We start from the raw sequence: 23,749 nt of genomic DNA on the forward strand, positions 1-23,749 counted from the left end.
TAATCCTCATTTTGCCCCCTGTGATGCAGGCGACGACTTCCCGGCAGAGTCGGCGTGACTGCTGTGATCGGCGTGTTTGACCGATGTCGAGTACATCGGCATCAGCACGCGGAAGGTGGTCTTGCGCGGCTGAGACTCGCATTCGATGATGCCCCCGTGATCGCCGATGATTTTCGCGACCAGCGCCAGGCCAAGACCGCTACCGGTCTGCTTGGTGGTCACGAAGGGATCGAACAGGTTGGGCAGAAGATCGTCGGGCACGCCTGGTCCATTGTCCTTGACGCAGAATTCCAGCGGCAGGGATACCCGGGTTTTTTGACCGGGGACTGACAGGCGAACGCCGGGGCGGAACGCGGTGGTGAGCTGGATCTCGGCGTCGGGGACGTCGATCAGGGCTTCCGCGGCGTTCTTCACCAGATTGAGGAACACCTGGATGAGCTGGTCCTGGTTGGCCAGCACCGGCGGCAGCGAGGGATCGTAGTCCTCGATGAAGCGGATGTTGCGGGCAAAGCCGGACTGCGCCAGCCGCTTCACGTGATCGAGCACCGAATGGATGTTGACCGGGCCGCGCATCACCGGGCGTTCGTCGCCGAACACCTCCATTCGGTCGACCAGCGTCACGATGCGGTCGGCCTCGTCGCAGATCAGCCGCGTCAGCATCCGGTCCTCGGAGGAGGCCTGCTGCTCAAGAAGCTGTGCCGCGCCGCGAATGCCGGAGAGCGGATTCTTGATCTCATGCGCGAGCATTGCGGCCAGCGCGATCACCGAGCGCGCGGCGCTGCGATGGGTGAGTTGGCGGTCCATCTTGTCGGCGATGGTGCGCTCCTGGAGCATCACCACGATATGACCGGGCCGCTCCGTCAGCGGGGCGACATGGAGATCGACCTGGCGGTCGCCGCCCATGCGCGGCGTGCCGAGATCGACCTTGTATTCGTTGACCGGCGAGTTGGAGGAGCGGACCTGATCGATCAGCGCCAGCAAGGGGCTTCCGAACGGCACCAGCTCCTTCAGCGACTGCCGCTTCAGGAACTGCGTCGAGATCTCGAAGAACGCCTCGGTCGCGATGTTGGCGGCGACGATCTTGCCGTCGGGCCCGATCGTGAGCACGGGATTGGGCAATGCATCCAGGATGGCATCGCTGTCGGACGAAAGCGGTCGGCGATGGTCAGCGCCTGAGCTCATACGGCAGCGCTCCATGCGAAATCGTCGAAGGCATCCTGCAGCGACCGGTGAACGAGGCGCGGATCCTCCGAGGTGAGGATCGTCTGGCGCCAAGTCTTCAGCTTTTCGGCCGGCGCACGGCTCGCCTGCGCGGCGACATCGAGCGCCCAGCCGAGATGCTTTCGCGCATGCTTCAGGCCAATGCGCAGGCCGTAGAGCGCGCAGACGCCCTCATAGAGCGCGCGAACATAGCCGAGCTGCTGATCGAGCGACGGCGTGGCCTCTGCCGCCCTGCCGCTCAGGCGTCGGCCGATCTGACCGGGCAGCCAGGGCTGGCCCTGCGCGCCGCGGCCGATCATCACGGCATCGGCGCCGGAGGCGTCGAGCGCGGCGAGTGCCTTGTCATAAGAGGTGATGTCACCATTGACGACCAGCGGAATGGAGATCGCCTCGCGCACCGCGCGGATTGCATCCCAATCGGCCTCGCCCTTGTAGAACTGGCAGCGGGTGCGGCCATGCACAGTGACGAGCTTGACGCCGGCGTCTTCCGCCCGTCGCGCCAGCTCCGGCGCGTTGCGGGTGCGGTCGTCCCAGCCGAGCCGCATCTTCAGCGTCACCGGGACCTGCACCGCTGCGATCGTCGCCTCGATCAGGGTGACGGCATGGTCGAGGTCGCGCATCAAGGCCGAGCCGGACTGGCCGCCGGTGACGTGGCGGGCCGGACAGCCCATGTTGATGTCGATGATGTCGGCGCCGCCGGCTTCCGCGATCCGGGCGCCCTCCGCCATCCAGCGTGCCTCGCAGCCAGCAAGCTGGACCACATGCGGACCGATCCCGGTAGCTTCGCAGCGCAACCGCGACATCCGGTGGCCATTGGCGAGTTCGTCGCTGGCGGTCATCTCGGACACGACAAGGCCGGCCCCGAGCTCCGCGGCCAGCCGCCGGAACGGCGAGTCGGTCACCCCTGACATCGGCGCCAGGAAAACCGGGGTGGCGACGTCAATATCGCCTATCTTCAACGGCTTAGCGCCGAATGCTTCCGAGCCGGTCACGAAGGTCTCGTTCACAGGACAGGGCCTCATCGCACCTGTCATGACCTATCTTGCGCACAATTCTTGTGCAGTCAAGCGTCATGCCTACAGTTTAGACAGTTCTTCCGATCTTTCAAGTGCAGTGCAGCAAAATGCTGTTTCCCACAACGCAGGGAAACCTCTTTTTTTGCGGCCCTGCCGTGCTAGAGGCATGCCCGTAATCACCCCACTCTCCGACTCTCCACCAGCAATTGAGTAATCGAGCCCTATGGCGAAATCAGAGCGCACTGGAGTCGTTCTCGTCGCAGCCGGTCGCGGACTGCGCGCCGGCGCCGGCGGGCCGAAGCAATACCGCACGATCGGCGGCCAGCCCGTGATCTATCGCGCCATGGAACCCTTCAGCCGCCATGCAGACGTGTTCGCGGTGCAGCCCGTGGTCAATCCCGACGACAGCGCGATGTTCACCGCCGCGGTCGAAGGGCTACGCCACGAGCCGCCGACCAATGGCGGCGCGACCCGGCAGGCCTCGGTGCTTGCGGGTCTCGAGGCGCTTGCCAAGCACAAGCCGGACATAGTGCTGATCCATGACGCGGCACGGCCGTTCGTCTCGCAGGCGCTGATCTCCCGCGCGATCGAAGCGGCGAGCCGCACCGGTGCGGCGATCCCCGCCATCCCCGTCACCGACACCATCAAGCTCACCGGCGAGGCCGGACACGTCGAGGGCACGCCGGACCGGGCGCGCCTGAGAATCGCGCAGACGCCGCAATCCTTTCGCTTCGACGTCATCCTCGAGGCGCATCGTCGCGCCGCAAAGGAAGGACGCAGCGATTTCACCGATGATGCGGCGATTGCCGAATGGGCGGGATTGACGGTTGCAACCTTTGAAGGCGATGTTGCCAATATGAAGCTCACCACTCCCGAAGACTTCGTGCGCGAGGAAGCGCGCCTGGCCGCCCAACTCGGCGACATCAGGACAGGCACGGGTTACGACGTGCACGCCTTCGGCGAAGGCGACCATGTCATGATCTGTGGCGTTCGCGTGCCGCATACCAAGGGCTTCCTGGCCCATTCCGACGGCGATGTCGGCCTGCATGCGCTGGTCGACGCCATCCTCGGCGCGCTGGCCGACGGCGACATCGGCTCGCACTTCCCGCCGAGCGATCCGAAGTGGAAGGGGGCTTCCTCTGACCAGTTCCTGAAATACGCCATCGAGCGCGTCACGGCCCGCGGTGGCCGCGTCGCCAATCTCGAGGTGACGATGGTCTGCGAACGGCCGAAGATCGGCCCGCTGCGCGATACCATGCGCGCGCGCATCGCCGAGATCTCCGGGGTCGACATCTCCCGCGTCGCCGTGAAGGCGACAACCAGCGAGCGGCTCGGCTTCACCGGCCGCGAGGAAGGCATCGCGGCCACTGCGAGCGCTACCATCCGCCTGCCCTGGAGCCTGTGAACCATGGGCGGCAGCGACGCACGCGCCCTCTCCCGCTCGCTGCTCGATCTGTGCCGGATGCGCAAGCTGACGATTGCGACTGCTGAGTCGTGCACCGGCGGCCTCGTCGCCGGCGCGTTGACCGACATCCCCGGCTCCTCCGATGTGATCGACCGCGGCTTCGTCACCTATTCCAACGATGCCAAGCGCGCGATGCTCGGCGTCGAGACGAGCACGCTTGCCAATTTCGGCGCGGTGAGCAAGGAGACGGCGACCGCGATGGCGGTCGGCGCCTTGGAGCGCGCCGGTGTCGACCTCGCGGTCTCCATCACCGGCATTGCCGGGCCCGGCGGCGCCACGCCCGGCAAACCGGTTGGGCTCGTGCATTTCGCCGCCGCTGCGCGCGACGGCCGCATCATCCACCGCGAGCACCGTTTCGGCGCCATCGGCCGCACCGCGGTGCGGCAGCGTTCGGTGGTCGAGGCGCTGCGCATGCTGATGGATCTCGCCCGCGGCCCGCAGGCCCAGGTCAAGCCGCGCCGCGACACGGCAAGCCGCCTGCGCCCGCGCGTCGCCCGTTCGCCGCGACGGCACGCGGTGAAGCGCCGGCGTACGCCGCGCGGGTGAGCCGTCTGACCTGGTGAGACCTGGCAGGCCCTCGCGATGAAGTTATGTGGCTTACAACGCTGCAGGCCGCCGCATTCTGCTGAGGCTGGGATCCGATATCGTCAGACGGCTGCCACCGGATCACATGGTCCAGCGGAAACAGCGGCCATCAATCTCGGATCGTCACCGGCTCGGACTCAGCGACCGGTGGCCTGATCATTCGCCCGTCTGCTTGATGCGATGCAGGACCGGAAGGTTTTGCTCGATCGCCTTCGCAAGCACCGTGCCCGTGGTGCGGCCGAGTTCTTTTGCGATCATCGTGACCGGTTTGGTGCCTGCGAGTGTTTTGAGCTTGCTCAGATCTTCCGCACTCCACGATTGCTTCCAGCGTCCCATGTCCCCTGGTCCTACCCACACATATTACCCCGAGCGCCGACTCGAACTTTAGTTGAAAATCCCATGAAATGCAGCTTTACAGGTGTGCCGCTCGCGGCAAGGGGCGTTCCGTCAGCAGGTCACTCTTTGGCACAAACTGCACTTGTCACGGCCGTGGAGCCCAGTCTGGAAAACTCGGGTGCAACACGCCGGAGATCGATGCGCCTCATCCGTCGTTTGGAAAAACCGCGCGAAATTTGCCGAAAACGATCATGATCGCGGTTCGGCCGCGCGACCAAACGTCATCGTCCTCTTCAAAGCTTGCGCGCGACTATATTGGCGCAATAATGCAGATCTACGTTGCGATCAGGAATCAACCCGATCCAGTTCTGGAGGGCGGCGACGTGTTCGCTCGTAACGCTGCTTTGGCTCTCGCCATTGCTACCTTGGCCGCCTGCAACGTTGCGGCCGCACAAACGGCCAACCAGCCGCCGGATACCATGGCGGCGCGCGTGGAAGCGTGCACGCCCTGCCATGGCAACAAGGGCGAAGGCACCAGCGACGTCTATTTCCCGCGCCTTGCCGGCAAGCCGGCCGGCTATCTCTACAATCAGCTGCTTGCCTTCAAGAACGGCCGGCGAAAATACCCGCCGATGAACTATTTGCTGGAATTCCTCACCGATCCCTACCTGCAGCAGATGGCGGACTACTTCGCCGATCAGCATCCGGCGCTGCCGCCACTGGTAGCAAGCGATGCAAGCCAGGAGGTCCTCCAGCGCGGTCAGTCACTGGTCACGCGCGGCGATCCCCAACGCCAGATACCGGCCTGCGGTAGCTGCCACGGCCCGGCCCTGACCGGCATGGAACCGGGAATCCCCGGCCTGCTCGGACTGCGCCCAAACTACATCAGCGCCCAGCTCGGAGCGTGGCGCTATGGCACCCGCACGGCAAAGGCGCCGGACTGCATGCAGCAGGTTGCTGCTCGACTCACGGAGGAGGATGTCACAGCGGTCGCGGCATGGCTGGCGAACCACCCGGCGCCGGTGATGAACGCTCCAGCACCGAAGGGCACCTACGTGCTGCCCTTCGCCTGCGGCAGCGAACCGGAGTGAGGAGACGAGGATGCCATCGCGCTCACCAATCCTGGTACTGTTGCTGTGGTCGCTGTTTGCCGGCTCGGCCGCCGAGGCGCAGCAGAAGTCCGGCCCGACCAGCGACAACATCGTCGCGCGCGGCGAGTATCTGGCGCGCGCCGGCGACTGCATCGCCTGCCACACCGCGCCTGAGGGCCGCACTTTCGCCGGCGGACGCGCCATGCCGACGCCTTTCGGCACGCTGTACTCGTCCAACATCACGCCGGATCGGGAGACCGGAATCGGCAAATGGACCGCCGAGGACTTCTACAAGGCGATGCACACCGGCCGCTTCCCGGATGGTGGGTTGATGTATCCGGCGATGCCGTTTGCTTCGTACACAAAGGTCACGCGGGCCGACAGCGAGGCGATCTTCGCGTATTTGAAGTCGATCCCGCCCGTGAATCAGAGAAACCGGGAGCACGACCTCCGCTTCCCCTATTCCAACCGCCAGCTCATCCTTGGCTGGCGCACGCTGTACTTCAACGAGGGCGAGTTCAAGCCGGACCCCACCAAGTCGGCCGAGTGGAATCGCGGCGCTTATCTGGTGGAAGGCCTCGGCCATTGCGGCATGTGCCATTCGCCGATCAACGCGCTCGGTGGCACCGCGCAATCCGATGCCTTCAAGGGCGGGCTGATCCCGATGCAGAACTGGTACGCGCCTTCCCTGACCTCCAACCGCGAGGCGGGTCTCGGCGACTGGAGCATCCAGGACATCTCTGATCTGCTCCAGACCGGCGTCTCGCAGCGCGGCGTGGTCTACGGCCCGATGGCCGAGGTCGTACACAACAGCCTGCAATATCTCAGTGACGAGGATACGAGGGCGATGGCGGTCTACCTGAAGGGGATCTCCGAGCCTTCGCCTCCGCCGCCGGCGAGCTCGGTGCTGCCGACGACCGAAAGCAGCCTGCTGATCAGCCTCGGCAAGACGGTCTACGACAAGAACTGCGCGAGCTGTCATGGTGCCCAGGGCGAAGGCAAGCCACCGCACTGGCCGCCGCTCGCCAACAACCAGTCGATCGAGATGCAGTCGGCGGTCAATCCGATCCGCATGGTGCTCAACGGCGGCTATCCGCCAGGCACCAAGGGCAATCCGATGCCCTACGGCATGCCGCCTTTCGCAGGGCTCCTCTCGGACAACGAGGTCGCCGCCGTCGTCTCCTATATCCGCACCGCCTGGGGCAATCGCGGCACGCCGGTTTCGGCGCGCGAAGCCAACGAGCTGCGCTCCGCACCGCTGAACTGAGGCCGCCATGATCAATTCCGATCCGCCGACCAGCCCAGCCGCAGCCGACCAGGCCGTCGAGGAGGTCGTCGCGCAAGGCCCGTCCGGCGCCATCGCGCTCGCGGGGATCGCCACGGCCTGCGTCGTCGCGATCTGGCTGGCGTTCTATCTCTTCGTCTTCCTGCCACGCGGGGCGCTGCAATGAGCGTGCAGGAGGACGGCCATCACGGCGCCGAGATCGCGGCGCGCACCGAGCGGCGCTGGGCCACGGTATCCGTGATCATCATCGTGGGGATGGCGCTGCTGGCGGCGTTTGCCGGAATTCATCGTGCGACCATGCCGCAGCCGCGCGTCGAGACGACCGATCCTTCACGGATACATCTGTCCGGCGAGTTCATCGAGAGCAATCTCGGCAGCGTGCTCGAGACCAATGGCGCGGTGACTGTACGCGCGATCGGCCAGCAATATTCCTTCACGCCGGCCTGCATCGTGGTTCCGTCCGAGACGCCGATCACGCTGCGCGCCACCAGCGCCGACGTGGTGCACGGCATCCTGATCCAGGGCACCAACATCAACACCATGCTGGTGCCGGGCTACGTCTCCGAGCAGCTCATGCGTTTCGAGAAGACCGGCGACTATCTGATGCCCTGCCAGGAGTTTTGCAGCTTCGGCCACGAGGGCATGTGGGGCAAGGTCCGCGTGATCGACAAAACGAAGTTCGCGGAGCTTGCGAAGAGCGGTGGGAGGGTGAGCTGTGTTGGCCAATAGAAAGCTCATCCTCGCCCATTTCTGGCTGGCTTTTGCCGTGTTCGGCGTCGCTCTCACGCTCGGCGCCTGGCAGATGTTCATCCGCAGTCCGATCGGCACCTGGCTCTCCAATCCCGAGCTCTATTACCGCTCGCTGACTGCGCATGGCACGGTCATGGGCTACGTCTTCCCGACCCTGGTTGCGATGGGATTCGGCTATGCGATCAGCGAGTCCGCGCTGGAGCAGCGCCTGGTCGGCGTGCGCTGGGCGTGGGCCGGCTTCTGGCTGATCGTTGCAGGCAGCGTCATGGCGGTGATCCCGATCGCGCTGGGGCGCGCCTCGGTGCTCTACACCTTCTATCCGCCGTTGATCGGCAACGTCTTCTATTACATCGGCGTCGTGCTCGTCGTGGTCGGCTCCTGGATCTGGGTCGCGCTGATGTCGATCAATCTGCGCGTCTGGAGAAGGGCGCACCCCGGAGCAGCGGTGCCGCTGGCGATGTTCGCCAATGTTGCGGGCTCCTATTTGTGGGCCTGGACCGCGCTCGGTGCGGCGCTCGAGCTGTTGTTGCAGATTATCCCGGTCGCGGCGGGGCTGAAGGCCACGATCGATGCCGGACTTGCCCGGGTGTTCTTCTCCTGGACGCTGCACGCCATCGTCTATTTCTGGCTGATGCCGACCTACATCGCTTATTACACCATCGTGCCGCGCGCGATCGGCGGCCGGGTCTACTCCGACACCATGGCGCGGATCTCCTTCATCCTGTTCCTGGTGGTGGCAATGCCGATCGGCATGCACCACACCTTCGCCGATCCGCAGGTCGGCGCCGGCTTCAAGTTCATCCATTCGGCCTTCACGGCGCTGGTCGCGCTGCCGACGCTTCTGACCGTGTTCACGATCTGCGCCTCCATCGAGATCGCGGCGCGCCTGCGCGGCGGCCGCGGCATGTTTGGCTGGCTCCGGGCGCTGCCCTGGGACAATCCGATGATGCTGGCGCTCGCCTTCTCGTTCGTCATGCTCGGCTTCGGCGGCGCCGGCGGCCTCATCAACATGAGCTATCAGCTCGATGCATCGATCCACAATACGCAGTGGATCACCGGCCATTTCCATCTGATCTTCGGCGGCGCCATCGTGATCATGTATTTCGCGATCGCCTATGATCTGTGGCCGCATCTCACCGGCCGCGAGCTCGTCGATCTCCGCCTGATGCGCACTCAGCTCTGGCTGTGGTTCGTCGGCATGATCGTCACCACCTTCCCGTGGCACTGGGTCGGCATTCTGGGCATGCCTCGCCGCATGGCCTATTTCGATTTCGGCGATCCCGCGATCGCGCCGCAGGCGCTCTCGGTCACCTTCTCCGCGATCGGCGGCTTCATCCTGCTGACCTCCGGCATCCTGTTCCTGGTCATCCTGGCGCGCGGCATGCGATCGCCCGCGGCCGAGACCGGCGCCTATCGCTTCAGCCTCGCGGTGCATCAGCCGGCGACCGTTCCGCTTGCGCTCAACACGCATGCGCTGTGGGTGGCGTTGATGATCGCGCTCACCATCACCAACTACGGCTACCCGATCCTCACCCTGGCAATGACCGAGGGCACGTCGGTGCCGGCCGTCTATGTGGGAGCGCAGTGATGAGTGCGCGCGACCTTTTCACGCTCAGCAACTGGCACTTCAAGTCGAGCGTCGGTATCACCGCTGCAATCTTCATCGTGACGGTGATTGTCGGCTTCATCGTATTGCCCTTCGCGCAGCCCTGGGTTCAATTCGCCAATGTCTGGGATGCGATCTGCAGCGCTGCCGGGGTGCCGCAACGCTCAGCAGGCGTCGCTGCGCAGGCGCAGGACAAGCGCCTGTCGGAGGTTGTGCTGACCTCGCGCACGCTGTCGCGTCCGAACCAGGAGGCGATCGGCCGCGGCGCCACGCTGGCGCAGCGCTGCGCGATCTGCCACGGCCCGACCGGCATCAGCCGGGCGGATTCGCCCAACCTCGCCGGCCAGTACGCCGCCGTGATCTACAAGGAGCTGCACGATTTCCGCTCCGGCGCGCGCACCAACGCCGTGATGTCGCCCTTCGCGGTCAACCTGACGGACCGGGAAATCGCCGATCTCGCAGTCTATTACGCCTATCTGCCGCGGCTGCCGGCGTACCATCCGACGCCGCAGCTTCCCAAGCCCAACATCGTCATCTACGGCGCGCCGATGCGCGGCATTGCACCTTGCGGCTCCTGCCACGGCAGTCTCGACAACAAGACCGGCAGTCCCTGGCTGGAGGGCCAATCCGAGGCCTACTTGAAGGCGCAGCTCCAGGCGTTTGCCACAAGCGAACGGCGCAACGACATCAGCCAGCAGATGCGCAACATCGCGCGCGCGATGACGCCGCAGGAGATCGAGGAGGCCGCGGCCTATTATGCCTCGCAGCCGCCGGATATCGTGAAAGCCGTTGATTGATCAGGACGATGCGAGCTTCGGCCGCCCGTAGATCGCATCGGCCCGCTTTTCGAATGCCGCGGAAAAGCGCGCGAATGCGGCGTCGAACATCGAGCCCATCAGCATCGCCAGCATGCGGCTCCTGAACTCGTAGGACAGGAAAAAGCCGACGTCGCAGACCCCCTCGCCCTTCGGCTCGAACGTCCAGCGATTTTCCAGATTGCTGAACGGCCCCTGCAGATATTCGACGAGAATTTTCAAATTGGCACGATCGAGCGTCACGCGGCTGGTGAAGGATTCCTTGACCAGCTTGAACGACACCGTCATGTCGGCGACCAGCACCTCGGTCCCGTCGGGCTTGGCCAATCGCTGACGCACCTTCAGCGCGCTGCACAGCGGCACGAATTCCGGGTAGCGCTCGACATCGGCGACCAGATCAAACATCTCGGACGCACTGTGGTTGACGCGGTGCTTGCTCGAAACTCGATGCATTGGACGTCAGCGAGCCGTTGCGGCCCGCGCTGCCTTCAGTCTTGCAAAATCCTCGCCGGCATGATGCGACGAACGGGTGAGCGGGCTCGCCGACACCATCAGGAAGCCTTTGGTGTAGGCGATCTTTTCGTATGACGAAAACTCGTCCGGCGGCACGTAGCGCATCACCGCATGATGCTTGCGCGTCGGCTGGAGATATTGCCCGATGGTCAGGAAGTCGACGTCGGCCGAGCGCAGGTCGTCCATCACCTGCTGCACCTCGTGGCGTTCCTCGCCGAGGCCCACCATGATCCCGGACTTGGTGAAAATGCTCGGATCGATCTCCTTGACCCGCTGCAACAGCCGGATCGAATGGAAGTAGCGCGCGCCGGGCCGCACTGTGAGATAGCGCGACGGCACGGTCTCGAGATTGTGGTTGAAGACGTCCGGCTTGGCCGCCACGACAACCTCGAGCGCGCTGTCCTTGCGCAGGAAGTCGGGCGTCAGGATCTCGATCGTGGTCGAGGGACAGGCCGTGCGGATCGCGCGGATGGTCTGGGCAAAGTGCTCGGCGCCGCCGTCAGCAAGGTCGTCGCGGTCGACGGAGGTGATGACGACGTGGGCGAGCCCCAGCTTGGCCACGGCCTCGGCGACGTTCTGCGGCTCTGCAGCGTCCAGGGCGTTGGGCAGGCCGGTCTTGACGTTGCAGAAGGCGCAGGCGCGGGTGCAGGTGTCACCCATGATCATGAAAGTCGCGTGCTTTTTGTCCCAGCACTCGCCGATATTCGGGCAGCCCGCCTCCTCGCACACCGTGTGCAGGCCGTTCGCCCGCACGATGTTGCGGGTGTCGGCATAGCCGCGGGTGTTGGGCGCCCGCACGCGGATCCAGTCCGGCTTCGGCGGCGACGCTGAATCGGGCCGATTCACCTTTTCCGGGTGGCGCGGGCGCAACGGGTTCGTGATGGTATCGACAATAACGACCATGGGGTGTCCGGTCTGTTCAGGTCCTACCTAGTCGGTATCGCATGGCATCGCAACCCGGCTCGCACCTCTTCAGGGAACATGGCAGATATGGGGAATATCCTGCTCTGTTCTCAGACGATTCTCACTTCGAATGGCTCCAAGAAAACTACGAAGTTCGAACGCCTCCACGCCGCGCCTCGGCAAGCCGCTGAAGCGTGCCTTTTTCGGGCGCAGCGTCCACGAGGTCGCCCCCGACCTGATCGGCGCGACCATGCTGGTTGGCGGCGTCGGCGGGACCATCGTCGAAGTCGAGGCCTATCATCATACCGACCCGGCGGCGCACTCCTATCGCGGGCCGACGCCGCGGAACCGGGTCATGTTCGGCCCGCCCGGCTTTGCCTATGTCTATCGCTCTTACGGCATCCACTGGTGCGTGAACTTCGTCTGCGAGGAGGAAGGCTCGGCCAGTGCGGTCCTGATCCGCGCGTTGGCGCCGACGCATGGCATCGGCGCGATGCGCCGGCGACGTCATCTTGTCGACGTGCACGCGCTTTGCTCGGGGCCAGGCAAGCTGACGGAGGCGCTCGGCATCACGATCGACCACAACGCTTTGCCGCTCGACCGGCCGCCGATCGCGCTGCATTCGCGGACAGCAGATGTCGAGGTCGCGACCGGCATCCGCATCGGCATTACCAAGGCGGTCGAGCTGCCCTGGCGCTACGGCGTCAAGGGATCGAAGTTTCTGAGCAAGCCGTTTCCCAAGTGAGCGTCATTCCGGGTTCGATGCTGCGCATCGCCCCGGAATGACCGGAGCCTCACGAGACCTGCTTCAAGCGCTCCTGCGCCTCGAGCAGCTTCGCCTTGCGCGCCAGCGCCGCCTCGCGCTTTTCGCGCTCCTCCTCGACGACCTCTTCCGCCGCGTTGGCAACGAATTTCTCGTTCGCCAGCTTGGACTCGGCGCGCTTGATGTCGGCGTCAGCCTTGGCGATCTCCTTGTCGAGACGCACGCGCTCGGCAGCGAGATCGATCACGCCCTTCAGCGGCAGGGCGGCGACCTCGCCACGCACCAGGATCTGGACCGCACCATCGGGCGCGCGATCGGCGAAGGAGATGTCCGAGAGCCGCGCCATACGCTTGATGACGTCGGTCCAGCGCGGCGCGCGCTCCTTCGTCCCCGCGGAGGCGCCAGCAAGTATCAGTGCCGTCAGCGTGGCCGGCGGGATGTTCATCTCGGCGCGCACCGAGCGGATCTGCGTGACGAGATCGATCACCCAGCCGATCTCGGCTTCGGCCGCAGGATCGGTGAAGTCGGCATGATCGAACATGGGCATGATGAGTGCCGGCGAGATCAGCGGATCGGTCGGCCCGGCCGCCGCGGCGAGCATCGCAAGCTGCTCCGGCGTCGGTTCGGCCGGTTTCAGCGGCCATGGCGCCAGCGCGAGCAGGCTCTCACGGCTGGCCGTCACCTCCCACAGCTCCTCGGTGATGAAGGGCATGAAGGGATGCAGCAGCTTCAGGATCTCGTCGCGCGCCCAGGCGACCATGGCGCGGGTCTCGGCCTTTGCCGGTCCATCGGGACCGAGCAACACGGGCTTTGCGAGTTCGACATACCAGTCGCAATAGACGTTCCAGACGAAACGGTAGATCGCGCCTGCCGCGTCGTTGAAGCGATAGGCCTCGATGGCTTCGGTCACTTCGCGCGTGGTGTGCGCGGTCTCATGCGCGATCCAGCGGCTCAACGTCTCCTTCGCCTTCGCCGGCTCAAAACCCTCGGGGACAATGCACTGGTTCATCTCGGCGAAGCGGCAGGCGTTCCAGAGCTTGGTCGCGAAGTTGCGGTAGCCCTCGACGCGGCTGGTCGCGAGCTTGATGTCGCGCCCCTGCGCGGCCATCGCGGCCAGCGTGAAGCGCAGCGCGTCCGCGCCGTATTCGTCGATCAGATGCAGGGGGTCGATGACGTTGCCCTTCGACTTCGACATCTTGGCGCCCTTCTCGTCGCGGACGAGGGCGTGGATGTAGACCGTCGAGAACGGCACCTCCTTCATGAAGTGCAAGCCCATCATCATCATCCGGGCGACCCAGAAGAAGATGATGTCGAAGCCGGTCACCAGCGCGTTGGTCGGGTAGTAGCGCTTCACCTCGGGGGCATCTTCGGGCCAGCCGAGCGTCGAGAACGGCCACAGCGCAGAGGAGAACCAGGTGTCGAGCACGTCCTCGTCGCGCGTGATGAAGCCCTCACGCTTGTTGCGGTCGAGCGCCATCTCGCGGCCCTGCTCCGGCGTGATCACCTCCTGCTCGACGTAATAGCCGAGCGCGTGGCTGACGGCCTCCTCCTCGGTCTCGGCGACGAAGACCTTGCCGTCTGGTCCGTACCAGGCCGGAATCTGGTGACCCCACCAGAGCTGGCGCGAGATACACCAGGGCTGGATGTTCTCCATCCACTCGAAATAGGTCTTTTCCCAGTTCTTCGGCACGAACGCCGTTTCGCCCGAACGCACCGCCGCGATCGCGGGCCTCGCGAGCGTCTTCGCATCGACGTACCACTGATCGGTCAGATAGGGCTCGATCACGGTGCCGGAGCGATCACCATGCGGCACCGTGTGGGTGTGCGGCTCGATGCGCTCGATGAAGCCGAACGTCTCCAGCCGCTCGACGATGCGCTTGCGCGCGGCGAACCGTTCGACCTTGTTGAACTCCTCGGCGAATTGCGAGGCGCCTTCCGGCAGGTCGCGCAGATAGTCCTCGTTGTCGAGGAGATCGAGGCAGCCTTCCTTGTCGAGCACGCTGATCTGGCGCAGCCCGTGGCGCTTGCCGACCTCGAAGTCGTTGAAGTCGTGCGCCGGCGTCACCTTGACCGCGCCGGAACCCTTCTCCGGATCGGAATATTCGTCGGCGACGATCTGAACCTTGCGGCCGACCAGCGGCAGGATGACGTGCTTGCCGACCAGCTTCTGATAGCGCTCGTCCTCCGGATGCACAGCGACGCCGGTGTCGCCGAGCATGGTCTCGGGACGCGTGGTGGCGACGACGATGAAGCTCGAGGGATCATCCGGACTGAAGGTCTTGCCCTCGATCGGATAGCGCAGATACCAGAGGTTGCCCTTGACCTCGACCTGCTGCACTTCGAGATCGGAGATCGCGGTGAGCAGCTTGGTGTCCCAGTTCACCAGCCGCTTGTCCTTGTAGATCAGGCCATCGCGGTGCAGCTCGACGAACACCTTGATGACGGCCTGCGACAGGCCCTCGTCCATGGTGAAGCGCTCGCGCGACCAGTCGCAGGAGGCGCCGAGTCGCTTGAGCTGGTTGATGATGGTGTCGCCGCTCTCGGCCTTCCACTCCCAGACCCGCTCTAGGAATTTCTCGCGTCCCATCTCGCGGCGACCGGGCTCCTGGCGCTCCATCAACTGCCGCTCGACAACCATCTGGGTTGCGATTCCGGCATGGTCGGTGCCGGGCTGCCAGAGCACGTCGCGGCCGCGCATCCGCTCGAAGCGGCACAGGATGTCCTGCAGCGTGTTGTTGAGGGCGTGGCCCATGTGCAGCGATCCCGTCACGTTCGGCGGCGGGATCACAATGGTAAAGGGCGCGGCATCGCGGCGGTCGGGACGGCCGGCCTTGAACGCAAGGCTGTCCTCCCACACGACGGACATGCGGGCTTCGATATCGGCGGGCTGGTAGTTTTTCTCGATCATGGGGCTGCTAGAAAGCCGCGCGCGGGGTTCAAGTCAACGGAAAGCTCAGCGGCAAAAGGGCTTTCCGGCCCGCCGGACAGACCAGATAGGACACGGAAGCAGGGCTTTATCGGGGCCAGGCGGCCCGGCTCACCGGCCGCCGCGTGAGACCCTCTCGATTTCGGCCTTCACGATGCGTTCGACAAGGCCCGGCAGGTTGTCGTCGAGCCAGGACTTCAGCATCGGCCGCAGCATTTCCTTGACCAGATCCTCCAGCGTTCGTGCGTTGCTGGAGAGAACCGTGTGAGCCAAGGAATTGAAGGCGGATTCGACCGCGGAGACCGTCGATTGTGCCAGGATCGGCTGCTGTGGCGGCAACGGCGGCGCGTCGAAATCCACCGGCGCATATGACGGCGGTGGCGTCGAGGGCCGCGATGGGGCCGCTTCGGCGAACTCGAGATCGTCGCGCGGCTCGACCTTGCGGAAGCTCGGCGGCGGCGGAGGCGGCGTCGGCTCCATCGCCATCTCGTCGGTCAGTTCGAGCACATCGGGTTCGGGTTCAGGCTCAGGTTCCGGGGCCCGCACCTCGGGTGCGGGTGTCGCCTCGTCCAGCCCCGCCAGCAATGCGTCGATATCGTCCTGGCTGTTCGGCGCCGCAGGCGCTGGCGCCGATGCGGGCTTCGCGGCGGCGGCCGCCGGGGCCGGCTTTTCCGCGGCAGGCTTTGCCGGCGTGATCTTGGACGGCGGGATGTCGTTCATCGCCTGCGGTTTCGGCGCGGGCGCGGCAGGCGCAGCAGCCTTCTCGGGTTTGGCAGCGTCTGTCGGCGGCGGCTTGGCCTCGTCGTCGGCAATGATGCGCCGGATCGAGGCCAGAATCTCCTCCATCGAGGGTTCTGTGACCTTTGCAGGCTGCGTCATCTCCGACTCCACATCATCAACGCCCTCGCATGCGTTGTTTTACACCAAGCACGACAGGATTGGCCGGTTCCGCGACGGGCAGTCCGACATTTTCGTCGCGACGGCCAGACTTGTCCCCAATTCACGGCTCGACGTGCGGCGCGCCCCTGCCCCAGGCACCAAACGTTACGCAAACGACATCGCATGCGAGCCGAATCGGCCCGCTGCTTCCTTGAAAGGCTATGTCAGGGATTTTGATGATTGCAAGCAAACCGCCGATTGGCCTCGCCTTTTTGCGAGGCCAATCTCATTGCGGCAATCAGCGTCCGTCAGGCGTGCGCACGCCGGCCCAGCTGTCGCGGACCTGATGGTAGTGGACGCTGGGATCATAGGTCGTCGTGGAGAGACCGAGCACCTGCGGCGACAGACGGCCGACCGAGCTCAGCACCGAGTAGGACGCAACCACGCGATCATGCTGCGCGGTCACCAGCGCGACGCGCGCATTGACCAGCGCCTGCTGCGCGTTGAGCACGTCGAGGGTGGTACGCTGTCCAGCCTTGGCTTCCTCGCGGACGCCGTTCAGCGCGATCTCGGAGGCAGTGACCTGCGCCTGCGCCGAGGCGACCTGCGCCTTGCCGGCCTGCAACTGTCCCCATGACTGCACGACGTTGGCGCGGGTCTGGTCGCGGGTCGTTTCGAGATTGAGACGCTGCTGCGCCAGGTTTTCCTTGGACTGACGGATCAGCGCATATTCAGCGCCGCCCTGATAGATCGGTGCGGAGACCTGCGCGACCGCCGAGGCACCGAACGAGCGGAAGATCGTCATGGTCTGCTCGTAGGATTGCGTCGCCGCGACCTGGAAATTGATCGTGGGCAGCAACGCGCCTTCGTTGATCTTGACCTGGAGATAGTTGACGTCGATGCCGTACATGGCGGCCGTGACGTTGGGGTTCTCGACCAGACTGAGGCTCACGGAGGAGGCCAACGTTCCCGGCAGGAAGCGATCGACCGGGGAACCCGGCGCCAGGTTTTCCGGCTCGTTGCCGATGATGCGGCGGAAGTTGGCGCGGGTCGTGACCAGGTTCGATTCGGCCTGCAGCGCCTGCGTCTTGCCGGCGGCGAGCTGCGCCTCGGATTGCGCAACGTCGGTGCGGGTCACCTCACCGACGTTGAAGCGGTCGCGCGTCTGCTTGAGCGTCTGCTCGAGCACGCGCACGTTGCTGCGCTGGACTTCCAGCGTCGCCGAATCGCGCAGGTAATCCATGTAAGTGGTCGCGGCCGAGAGCAGAACGCTCTGCTCCATCACGCGCAACGCCTCTCGGGAACCCGAGACCTGGCTCTCGGCAGCGCGCGTCCTGTTCGCGGTCTGATTGCCGTTGTACAGGTTCTGCGTCACCGTCACGCCGGCGCTGCGCGGCGCGTTCACGCCGTGGTTCTCGGTCCTGACGATCTGGCTCAGCGAGCCCCCGGAGGTAATGTTCGTATCCGTGTATTGAACGCCGACGCTGGCCGTCACCGCGACCTTGGGCCGATAGCCCGACAGCGCCTGCGGCACGTTTTCGTCGGTCGAGCGCACCTGGGCACGCTGTGCGTTGAGCTGCGGATTGTTCTGATAGGCGCGCACCAGCGCAGCCTCGATCGTGTCCGCCAAGGCAGGCGTCGGCCCCGCGATCGCCGCCAGCAGGACCGAAACCGCAGCTCCGGTGAAGAGCTTCACCCCATGCATCCCTTAAATTCCGTTTCATCTCACGCCAGGTTCGTGCCCGCGAACCTGGTTACCGTATCCGAGTGGAGTCGTTGCCCCGTCGCAACATAGGACGGGGTTGAGCGCGACGGAACTACCCGGAAGTAGTTCTCAGCGGAAACTCTTCACCTGCAGCTTCCCGGCCACACTTCTGATTCAGAACGGTATTTTAACGGGGTATCGGCCGTCAGAAGACGAAGGCGGCGGTCCGTTCCAGCCCGGGGAGGACCGGTGCAGAGGCGTCGAACAGGGTCCGATGGCCGAATTCGCCGTGGGAATGGGTCACAATCATGGCCCGGGGCGGCTTCGATTCGGCGGAGACCCCAACCAGGCGCCCGCCCTCCTTGAGCTGGCCGAGCAGCCCTTCCGGCGTCACCTCGGCGGCGCCATTGAGAACGATGACGTCATAGGGGGCTGCGGCCGGGTCCCCTTCGGTGCAGGGCGCAGCCTTGCAGCTGACGTTGGGGAGCCCGAGGCTGGCGATGGCGTCCTTGGCCTTCGCGGCCAGCGCCGAATCGCATTCCGTGGCGGTAACCTGACCCGCAAGCTTGCCGACCAGCGCGGCGAGATATCCACTCGCGCACCCGACGACGAGCACCTTGTCGGCCTCGCCGATCCCGGCGGCCTGAAGCAGCTTGCCGGTCAGAGCCGGCTTGATCAGGTACCGCTTGGCAGCGCCCTCGCTCACGTCGAGATCGAGGTCGAGATAGGCCAATGCCTGCCGGCCGGCGGGCACGAACGCCTCACGGGGAACCGTGAGCATGGCGTCGAGAATGCGGCGATCAGTGACGTCATTGGTGCGCACCTGGCCATCGACCATTTTTTGGCGCGCGGTCGAAAAACCGGACATTTGCGGACCCTGAAATGCGGACAATGCCGCGGACGAAAGTTGGCGGCATCTTTGGAACAAGCTCCGCGAAAACGCAACACGGGCGTTGGCAGGGACCAGCCGGGACAGCATCCCGGTCCCCGTGACCGCAAAGCGATCCAAACAGGTCTATTCGATCGCGACTGCGAGCCGGCCGATCAGCGCGGCGACCTCGTCTAGTCGCGCAGAATCGGGCGCTTCGACGGCACGCGCGAGCCGCGCCAGGCATTCATCGTCACTGAGTTCGGGAATGTCGGCAGGAAGAATCGAGGGGGCCAAGCGCGAATAGTCGACCTGGATGTCTCGCATTGGAATCAGCTCCTCTGGGGTCCAGCCCCGGGAAGCTCGGTTTGAATTGAGTCGATTTGGCGCCGGCCTCGTGGCGCGACAGCGCTGTTCCACACAACTGCTTGATGCCTGAGTGCGATTCTGCATCGAGGCAGGGGGTGGCGGTACCTGTTAGCTTACTGCAACGACATCGCACGACGCCAGAAGAGGCAATCGCAATCTATTGAAAATGCAGCGGAATTTGGCTCCCCGGGCTGGATTCGAACCAGCGACCATCCGATTAACAGTCGGATGCTCTACCGCTGAGCTACCGAGGAAAAGGGCGAACCGACGTTCGCGCGCGGCTGCGTATAACAAAGCCGCTTGCGCTTGCAAAGGACGAATTCGTCATCTTCCGCAAACGCCTGAGGAAGGGCCTTCGTGGGCGTCAAGCCCCTCCTCCCGGCATCGAAGGCGAACTACTCCGCGATGAAGGACGTGGTCTTGGTGCCGGGGTCGTAGCGCAACCTCAGCACGTTGAACTTGCAGAGGTTGACGTTCTTCCACAGCACCGACTCGTCATAGTTCTGCCAGTCGACGCGGATGTTCCAGACGCAGCCCTCGTCATCCTCGTCGAACTCGACATAGGTGCTCACCTGGTTGTGCAAGACCTTGTCGAGTTCGTTGTCCCATTCGTCCAGGCCGTCATCGGGCGCGTTGAAACCTAGAAACTTGATGGCATAGCCGGTCTCGTTGACCACGGAGACGTTGCGGGCGTCGGCCGCAAAGGATGGCGCGGCAGCAATCGAAAGACCGATGGCAATCAGTCCAGACAGAAAATACTTCATGTGAAATCCCTGATCGTAGGAACATCCGTTCGGAGGGCGATCGAAAGCTTCAACACGCGATCGACCTTGCACTCGGACAGCCGTGCGCGAGGTGAGACGCGCACGGCCTGTTCTTATCGATCAGCATTCACCGCAGCAATGAACGGGCATTCATAGATCTGCGGCGTTTGTTTTCTCCGGCGCAGGGACTGCGGCGGGCGTGACCGCCGCGCCGTTGCTCTTGCCGGTGACGGCACCAACCAGCGCCTTCACCGGGTCCTCACCGGGTGCAAAGCCGCTCTGGCGCAGGATCTCGTCGATCATGGGACGCAGCGCGTGGACCTTCAAAAGCTCGCCGGCGAGCCCTTCGCCGAAGCCGGCATTGCCTGCGCCGTTGCCGCTACCGCCGAACGCGCCGCCGGTGTGAAGGATGCGGACGTCCTTCAGATTGCCGATCGGCCGCACCATCTCGGCGAGCGCCGACGGCATCGTCTCGATCCGCTTCTTGGCGAGCTCGAAATCGATGACGTTGTTGCCGAGCTTGTTCTGCGCCTCGTTCTTCAGCGTGATCACGGCGGCCTCGGCCTCACCGATGTTCCTGACGCCGACCGCCTTGATCTTGTTGGACTCGGCCTCCGCCGTCGCCAACGTCTTGGTAGCCTCGGCGCGATCGAGCGCCGCCCTCTTCTCGGCCTCCGCTGCGACGATCAGCTCGGTCGATTTGCGCTCGGCTTCGGTGCGCGCGGCCAGCACCTGGGTGAGACGGCCGCGATCGGCGACCTCGACGGCGCGCGCGGTGACGACCTTTTCCTCCGCGGAGACGGCCAGTGCCTCGGCCGCCTTGGCTTCGGCCACTGCTTCCGACGTCTGCTTGCTCTTGCTGGCGATCTGGATCTCGTTCTCCTGCGTGGCGATCTGGATCTCGCGCTGGGCGTCGGTCTTGCGCTTGTTGATGGCGAGATCCGACTCGATGACGGCGGTTTCCTTGACCTGCTTGGCACCGGCCTCCTTCTCGGCGACCGCCCGGTCGGTATCGATGCGGGCGTTCTCCTCGGTCAGGCGCGCCGTCTGGGTCGCGGTCGCCACCTCGGCACGGGTGCTCGCGGTCTTGTTGGCGATGTCGCGCTCCTGCGACAGCTCGGCCTCCTTCTTGGTCCGCTCGATCCCCAGGGTCTGCTGCCGCGCCTCGAGGTCCTTCTGCGCGATCGCCACCTCGTTGTCGCGCACGATGGCGTTACGGTCGCGCCGGCGGGTTTCGGTAATGGTCTTGAGCTGGGTGAGACCCTCTGCGTCGAAGAAATTTTCGGGGTTGAAGAACTTGACGTCGGTCTGGTCGAGTTTCGTCAATGACACCGACTCCAGCTCGAGGCCGTTCGACTTCACGTCGGACTCGACGGTCGACTGCACGTGCTTGACGAAGTCCGAGCGCTTCTCCTGGAGCTCCAGGATGGTCATGGTCGCGGCGACCGAGCGCAGGCCGTCGACGAATTTGGCTTCGACCTGGTTGCGCAGCGCCTCAGCATCGTTGGTCAGCGCGCCCAGCGTCTGGCTGGCGAGCGCGATGCTCTCTTCGTCGGGGCGAACGCGGACGTAGAACTCGGCGACGATGTCGACGCGAAGCCGGTCCTTGGTGATCAGGGATTCCCGCTCCTTGCGCTCGACCGTGAGCCGCAGGGTCTTCAGGTTGACGCTGGCATAGGAGTGGAAGATCGGCAGGATCATGGCGCCGCCATCGAGCACGACCTTCTTGCCGCCGAGGCCGGTACGCACGAACGCCTCGTCGCGTGTGGCGCGCTTGTAGAGGATGGTGAAGACGATCCCCAGGACGACGATCAGCGCGACGCCGATCATGGCCGGGACTGCGATGTCGAACATGACTTTCTCCGCTAATGGGCTTGCTGGCTTAGAGTGGGCTTGGACGGTTTGAGTTCATCGTCGGCCTTGACCGCCACGAAACGGGTGCCGTCGCGATCGACGAGGAGGACTAGGGTCCCCTGCGGCAGCGGGGCTGACTCGGGTGCCGCGATCGCCAGAACGAAGTGCCGGTTGCCGTGGACGTCGGCGACGCTGACGCGGCCGGGCGGGCCCTGGTCCAGGGGGCCGATGACGACCTCGCCGACACGGCCGACGAGATCGCCGAGACCGACGGCGTAGCTCTCATCCTTGGGAATGACCCGCGCGATGGTCCCGCTCGCGGCGCGGACCAGCGGAATAGACACGACGACGGCCGCGATCGAGGCGACCATGGCTGGCAACGGACCGGCGACCATCCGCGCAACGTCCTGGATGAGGAAGCCGGTGATCGAGAAGGTGCCGAGCAGCAACAGCAGGAAGATCAGCAGCGGCACGCCGCCGACATTGATCCAGGAGATCGCGTTGATCACGCCGCTGTCGCTGGGGTGGCCGAAATCCACGGTGCCGCCGAGCATCTCGCTCAGGGAGACGCCGACCAGCATCGAGACGATCTCGACGGAGCCGACGATGAGGATCATGGCCGCCGCGATCGCGAACGGCCTGACCTCGGGCGCCATCACATGTTCGAGCAGAACGCTCATGACACGGCACTCAGGAGCGCGATTTCAGCCGCGCGAGCCTCGCCGCAATTTCCTTGTCGCGATGCAACGCGCTGAGTTCATCGATGTCGCTCGAATACGGAATGCCCGGCGGCACGCCCGTGGCGCGCGCCACCGCCCTGCCGGCCCGTATTGCCTTCGCCGCCGCCGAGGCGCCGCCCTGCTTCCGCGGCGAGGTGGAGGCCTGATGGCTTGCGGCCGCTTCGCTCTTCTCCAGATCGGCGCGGCGCTGCTCAGCATCCTGAAGTGCCGACAGAACGGCGCGGAGCGAGGTGACGCATTGCTCGATCTTCTCATTGTTCTCGTCGATGGCGCGCGACAGCACCTCGAACTGCGCCTCCAGATCCATCTGACGTGCGATGCCGGCGCGCGCGAGTTCGTCGCGCCCGTCCTCGACCGCGCCCTGGATATTGGCGGCGAGATCGGTCATCTCGCGCTCGATCTCGGTTCGCCTGGCGTTGAGGCGATATTCCTCGGCGCGGGCGGAGGCGAGCGCATCGCGCGCCTCGCTCTCGGCCCGCTCGATCTCGCGGATCGCCTGTCCAACGACTTTGAGCTTGTTCTTGCCTTCCGCCTGCTCGATCGCGTCGTAGGCGATCCCGGCGATCAGGCGCCCGACCCGGGACAGGAAGTTGTCGGGGGCGGCAGCGATGGTATCCATGGCGTTCTCCTCCTCTGGCAGACTGTTCGGCGTGACGCCGTAGTGAACTTCAAAACCGTCGTCGGTGCGGATGAGGTGCGCGGGCACGCTCTGCCCCCAGCCCTCGGCGTAGCCGGCGTAATCGAAGGCCACGCTGAAGCGGCCCTGCACGGTCGAGATCGAAATGGTGGCCGGCCCCTTGATCTTGGCGAGCTTGTCGTCGAGCGGCAGGCGTCGGACTTGCGCGGCGCGATAGTCGGCGCGGTCGCGCAGGCCCAGCGTCACAAGGCGCGACGGCAGCGCGGTCTGTTTCCGGATCGGCTCGTAGGCGTGGGCATGAAGCAGGACGACGTTGGACCCCACATTGTGGGTCCGGCCGACCTCCTCCGAGCTATCGCCAAATTTTGGTGACGGCGCGGCCGGTCAGGCGGCGGCGGTTATGGGCTGACGGTCAGTCGGTTTGGCGATGACCTCGATCCCGTCGTTGAATGTCACACCGAGAACGAGTTTTGGCAACTGGTTGTGGCCATCGAGACGACGCCAGCTTTTCTGCGCGGCCTCAAGCAGTTTGAAGACCATCGCGAGTGCCGTCCTGTTGGACAGGCAACCCTTCGATCGGATCGTGCGGTGTCGCACGGTAGCGAAGGTGCTTTCAATGGGATTGGTCGTCCGCAAGTGTTTCCAGTGTTCGGCCGGG

22 protein-coding genes, 1 tRNA gene and 2 pseudogenes are annotated in these 23,749 nt (G+C 64.8%); 9 read left to right on the forward strand and 16 right to left on the reverse strand.

From position 1 onward, the window contains the following. Window positions 1–6: 6 nt before the first annotated feature. The gene (locus K289_RS0134585; protein ID WP_027555641.1) at window positions 7–1,182 is read right to left on the reverse strand and encodes a nitrogen regulation protein NR(II); all 1,176 of its coding nucleotides are present in this window, start codon (window positions 1,180–1,182) and stop codon (window positions 7–9) included. Then, a complete protein-coding gene (gene dusB / locus K289_RS0134590) occupies window positions 1,179–2,180 on the reverse strand; it encodes a tRNA dihydrouridine synthase DusB (RefSeq protein WP_027555642.1) in 1,002 nt (333 codons plus the stop codon). The genes K289_RS0134585 and dusB overlap by 4 nt, the downstream gene beginning before the upstream one ends. Before the next feature lie 280 nt (window positions 2,181–2,460). On the opposite strand from dusB, the gene K289_RS0134595 reads away from it, so the two are divergent. Then, the gene (locus K289_RS0134595) at window positions 2,461–3,642 is read left to right on the forward strand and encodes a bifunctional 2-C-methyl-D-erythritol 4-phosphate cytidylyltransferase/2-C-methyl-D-erythritol 2,4-cyclodiphosphate synthase (RefSeq protein WP_027555643.1); all 1,182 of its coding nucleotides are present in this window, start codon (window positions 2,461–2,463) and stop codon (window positions 3,640–3,642) included. 3 nt (window positions 3,643–3,645) lie between these two features. Further along, on the forward strand, window positions 3,646–4,248 hold the full coding sequence (locus K289_RS0134600; RefSeq protein ID WP_027555644.1) for a CinA family protein: 603 nt from the start codon (window positions 3,646–3,648) through the stop codon (window positions 4,246–4,248). Between the two features lie 195 nt (window positions 4,249–4,443). On the opposite strand, the gene K289_RS0134605 is transcribed toward K289_RS0134600, so the two are convergent. Next, a complete protein-coding gene (locus K289_RS0134605) occupies window positions 4,444–4,623 on the reverse strand; it encodes a hypothetical protein (RefSeq protein WP_027555645.1) in 180 nt (59 codons plus the stop codon). A gap of 383 nt (window positions 4,624–5,006) precedes the next feature. On the opposite strand from K289_RS0134605, the gene K289_RS0134610 reads away from it, so the two are divergent. The 6 genes from K289_RS0134610 to K289_RS0134635 are packed head-to-tail and all read left to right on the forward strand — an operon-like array spanning window position 5,007 to window position 10,152. Further along, on the forward strand, window positions 5,007–5,714 hold the full coding sequence (locus K289_RS0134610) for a c-type cytochrome (protein ID WP_027555646.1): 708 nt from the start codon (window positions 5,007–5,009) through the stop codon (window positions 5,712–5,714). A gap of 10 nt (window positions 5,715–5,724) precedes the next feature. Next, complete coding sequence (locus K289_RS0134615) at window positions 5,725–6,981, forward strand: cytochrome c (protein ID WP_027555647.1); 1,257 nt, start codon at window positions 5,725–5,727, stop codon at window positions 6,979–6,981. Window positions 6,982–6,988: 7 nt separating this feature from the next. Further along, window positions 6,989–7,165: a hypothetical protein gene (locus tag K289_RS51865; RefSeq protein ID WP_027555648.1), complete on the forward strand. Its 177-nt coding sequence runs from the start codon at window positions 6,989–6,991 to the stop codon at window positions 7,163–7,165. Beyond that, entirely contained in the window at window positions 7,162–7,728 is a 567-nt protein-coding gene (locus tag K289_RS0134625; protein WP_027555649.1) for a cytochrome c oxidase subunit II, read from the forward strand. The genes K289_RS51865 and K289_RS0134625 overlap by 4 nt, the downstream gene beginning before the upstream one ends. Next, window positions 7,715–9,337 (forward strand): b(o/a)3-type cytochrome-c oxidase subunit 1, encoded by a 1,623-nt coding sequence (locus K289_RS0134630; protein ID WP_027555650.1) that lies wholly within the window; start codon window positions 7,715–7,717, stop codon window positions 9,335–9,337. The genes K289_RS0134625 and K289_RS0134630 overlap by 14 nt, the downstream gene beginning before the upstream one ends. Beyond that, window positions 9,337–10,152: a cytochrome c gene (locus tag K289_RS0134635; RefSeq protein ID WP_027555651.1), complete on the forward strand. Its 816-nt coding sequence runs from the start codon at window positions 9,337–9,339 to the stop codon at window positions 10,150–10,152. Before K289_RS0134630 ends, K289_RS0134635 begins: the two co-directional genes overlap by 1 nt. On the opposite strand, the gene K289_RS0134640 is transcribed toward K289_RS0134635, so the two are convergent. Together K289_RS0134640 and lipA are read right to left on the reverse strand one after the other, a co-directional pair. Continuing rightward, window positions 10,153–10,623 (reverse strand): type II toxin-antitoxin system RatA family toxin, encoded by a 471-nt coding sequence (locus K289_RS0134640; RefSeq protein WP_027555652.1) that lies wholly within the window; start codon window positions 10,621–10,623, stop codon window positions 10,153–10,155. 6 nt (window positions 10,624–10,629) lie between these two features. Then, window positions 10,630–11,586, reverse strand: a complete 957-nt coding sequence (gene lipA / locus K289_RS0134645) for a lipoyl synthase (RefSeq protein ID WP_027555653.1) — start codon at window positions 11,584–11,586, stop codon at window positions 10,630–10,632. 130 nt (window positions 11,587–11,716) lie between these two features. Here lipA and K289_RS0134650 point away from each other — a divergent pair, with 130 nt between their 5' ends. Continuing rightward, on the forward strand, window positions 11,717–12,331 hold the full coding sequence (locus K289_RS0134650) for a DNA-3-methyladenine glycosylase (RefSeq protein ID WP_027555654.1): 615 nt from the start codon (window positions 11,717–11,719) through the stop codon (window positions 12,329–12,331). A 49-nt stretch (window positions 12,332–12,380) separates the two neighbouring features. Here the strand turns inward: K289_RS0134650 and K289_RS0134655 are convergent, their stop codons facing one another. From K289_RS0134655 to K289_RS0134705, 11 genes and pseudogenes are all read right to left on the reverse strand, one after another. Continuing rightward, on the reverse strand, window positions 12,381–15,257 hold the full coding sequence (locus K289_RS0134655) for a valine--tRNA ligase (protein WP_027555655.1): 2,877 nt from the start codon (window positions 15,255–15,257) through the stop codon (window positions 12,381–12,383). 129 nt (window positions 15,258–15,386) lie between these two features. After that, window positions 15,387–16,154 (reverse strand): PopZ family protein, encoded by a 768-nt coding sequence (locus tag K289_RS0134660; protein WP_027555656.1) that lies wholly within the window; start codon window positions 16,152–16,154, stop codon window positions 15,387–15,389. Between the two features lie 298 nt (window positions 16,155–16,452). Then, a complete protein-coding gene (locus K289_RS0134665; protein WP_027555657.1) occupies window positions 16,453–17,859 on the reverse strand; it encodes a TolC family outer membrane protein in 1,407 nt (468 codons plus the stop codon). Between the two features lie 205 nt (window positions 17,860–18,064). Beyond that, window positions 18,065–18,727: a protein-L-isoaspartate O-methyltransferase gene (locus tag K289_RS0134670; protein WP_027555658.1), complete on the reverse strand. Its 663-nt coding sequence runs from the start codon at window positions 18,725–18,727 to the stop codon at window positions 18,065–18,067. A 147-nt stretch (window positions 18,728–18,874) separates the two neighbouring features. Continuing rightward, entirely contained in the window at window positions 18,875–19,054 is a 180-nt protein-coding gene (locus tag K289_RS0134675) for a hypothetical protein (protein WP_027555659.1), read from the reverse strand. Window positions 19,055–19,275: 221 nt separating this feature from the next. Then, window positions 19,276–19,350, reverse strand: a tRNA-Asn gene (locus K289_RS0134680). Between the two features lie 141 nt (window positions 19,351–19,491). Beyond that, window positions 19,492–19,860, reverse strand: a complete 369-nt coding sequence (locus K289_RS0134685; RefSeq protein ID WP_027555660.1) for a hypothetical protein — start codon at window positions 19,858–19,860, stop codon at window positions 19,492–19,494. A gap of 150 nt (window positions 19,861–20,010) precedes the next feature. After that, window positions 20,011–21,714: a flotillin family protein gene (locus tag K289_RS0134690; protein ID WP_027555661.1), complete on the reverse strand. Its 1,704-nt coding sequence runs from the start codon at window positions 21,712–21,714 to the stop codon at window positions 20,011–20,013. Between the two features lie 11 nt (window positions 21,715–21,725). Beyond that, complete coding sequence (locus K289_RS0134695; protein ID WP_027555662.1) at window positions 21,726–22,394, reverse strand: OB-fold-containig protein; 669 nt, start codon at window positions 22,392–22,394, stop codon at window positions 21,726–21,728. Window positions 22,395–22,404: 10 nt separating this feature from the next. Further along, window positions 22,405–23,439 (reverse strand): annotated as a pseudogene (locus K289_RS46150) (PspA/IM30 family protein); the annotation flags it as partial. 36 nt (window positions 23,440–23,475) lie between these two features. Continuing rightward, window positions 23,476–23,749: pseudogene (locus K289_RS0134705) on the reverse strand (IS256 family transposase); the annotation flags it as partial.

Origin of the sequence: Bradyrhizobium sp. Cp5.3 (assembly GCF_000426265.1) — a bacterium.
In the GTDB taxonomy this organism is placed as follows: Bacteria; Pseudomonadota; Alphaproteobacteria; order Rhizobiales; family Xanthobacteraceae; genus Bradyrhizobium; species Bradyrhizobium neotropicale.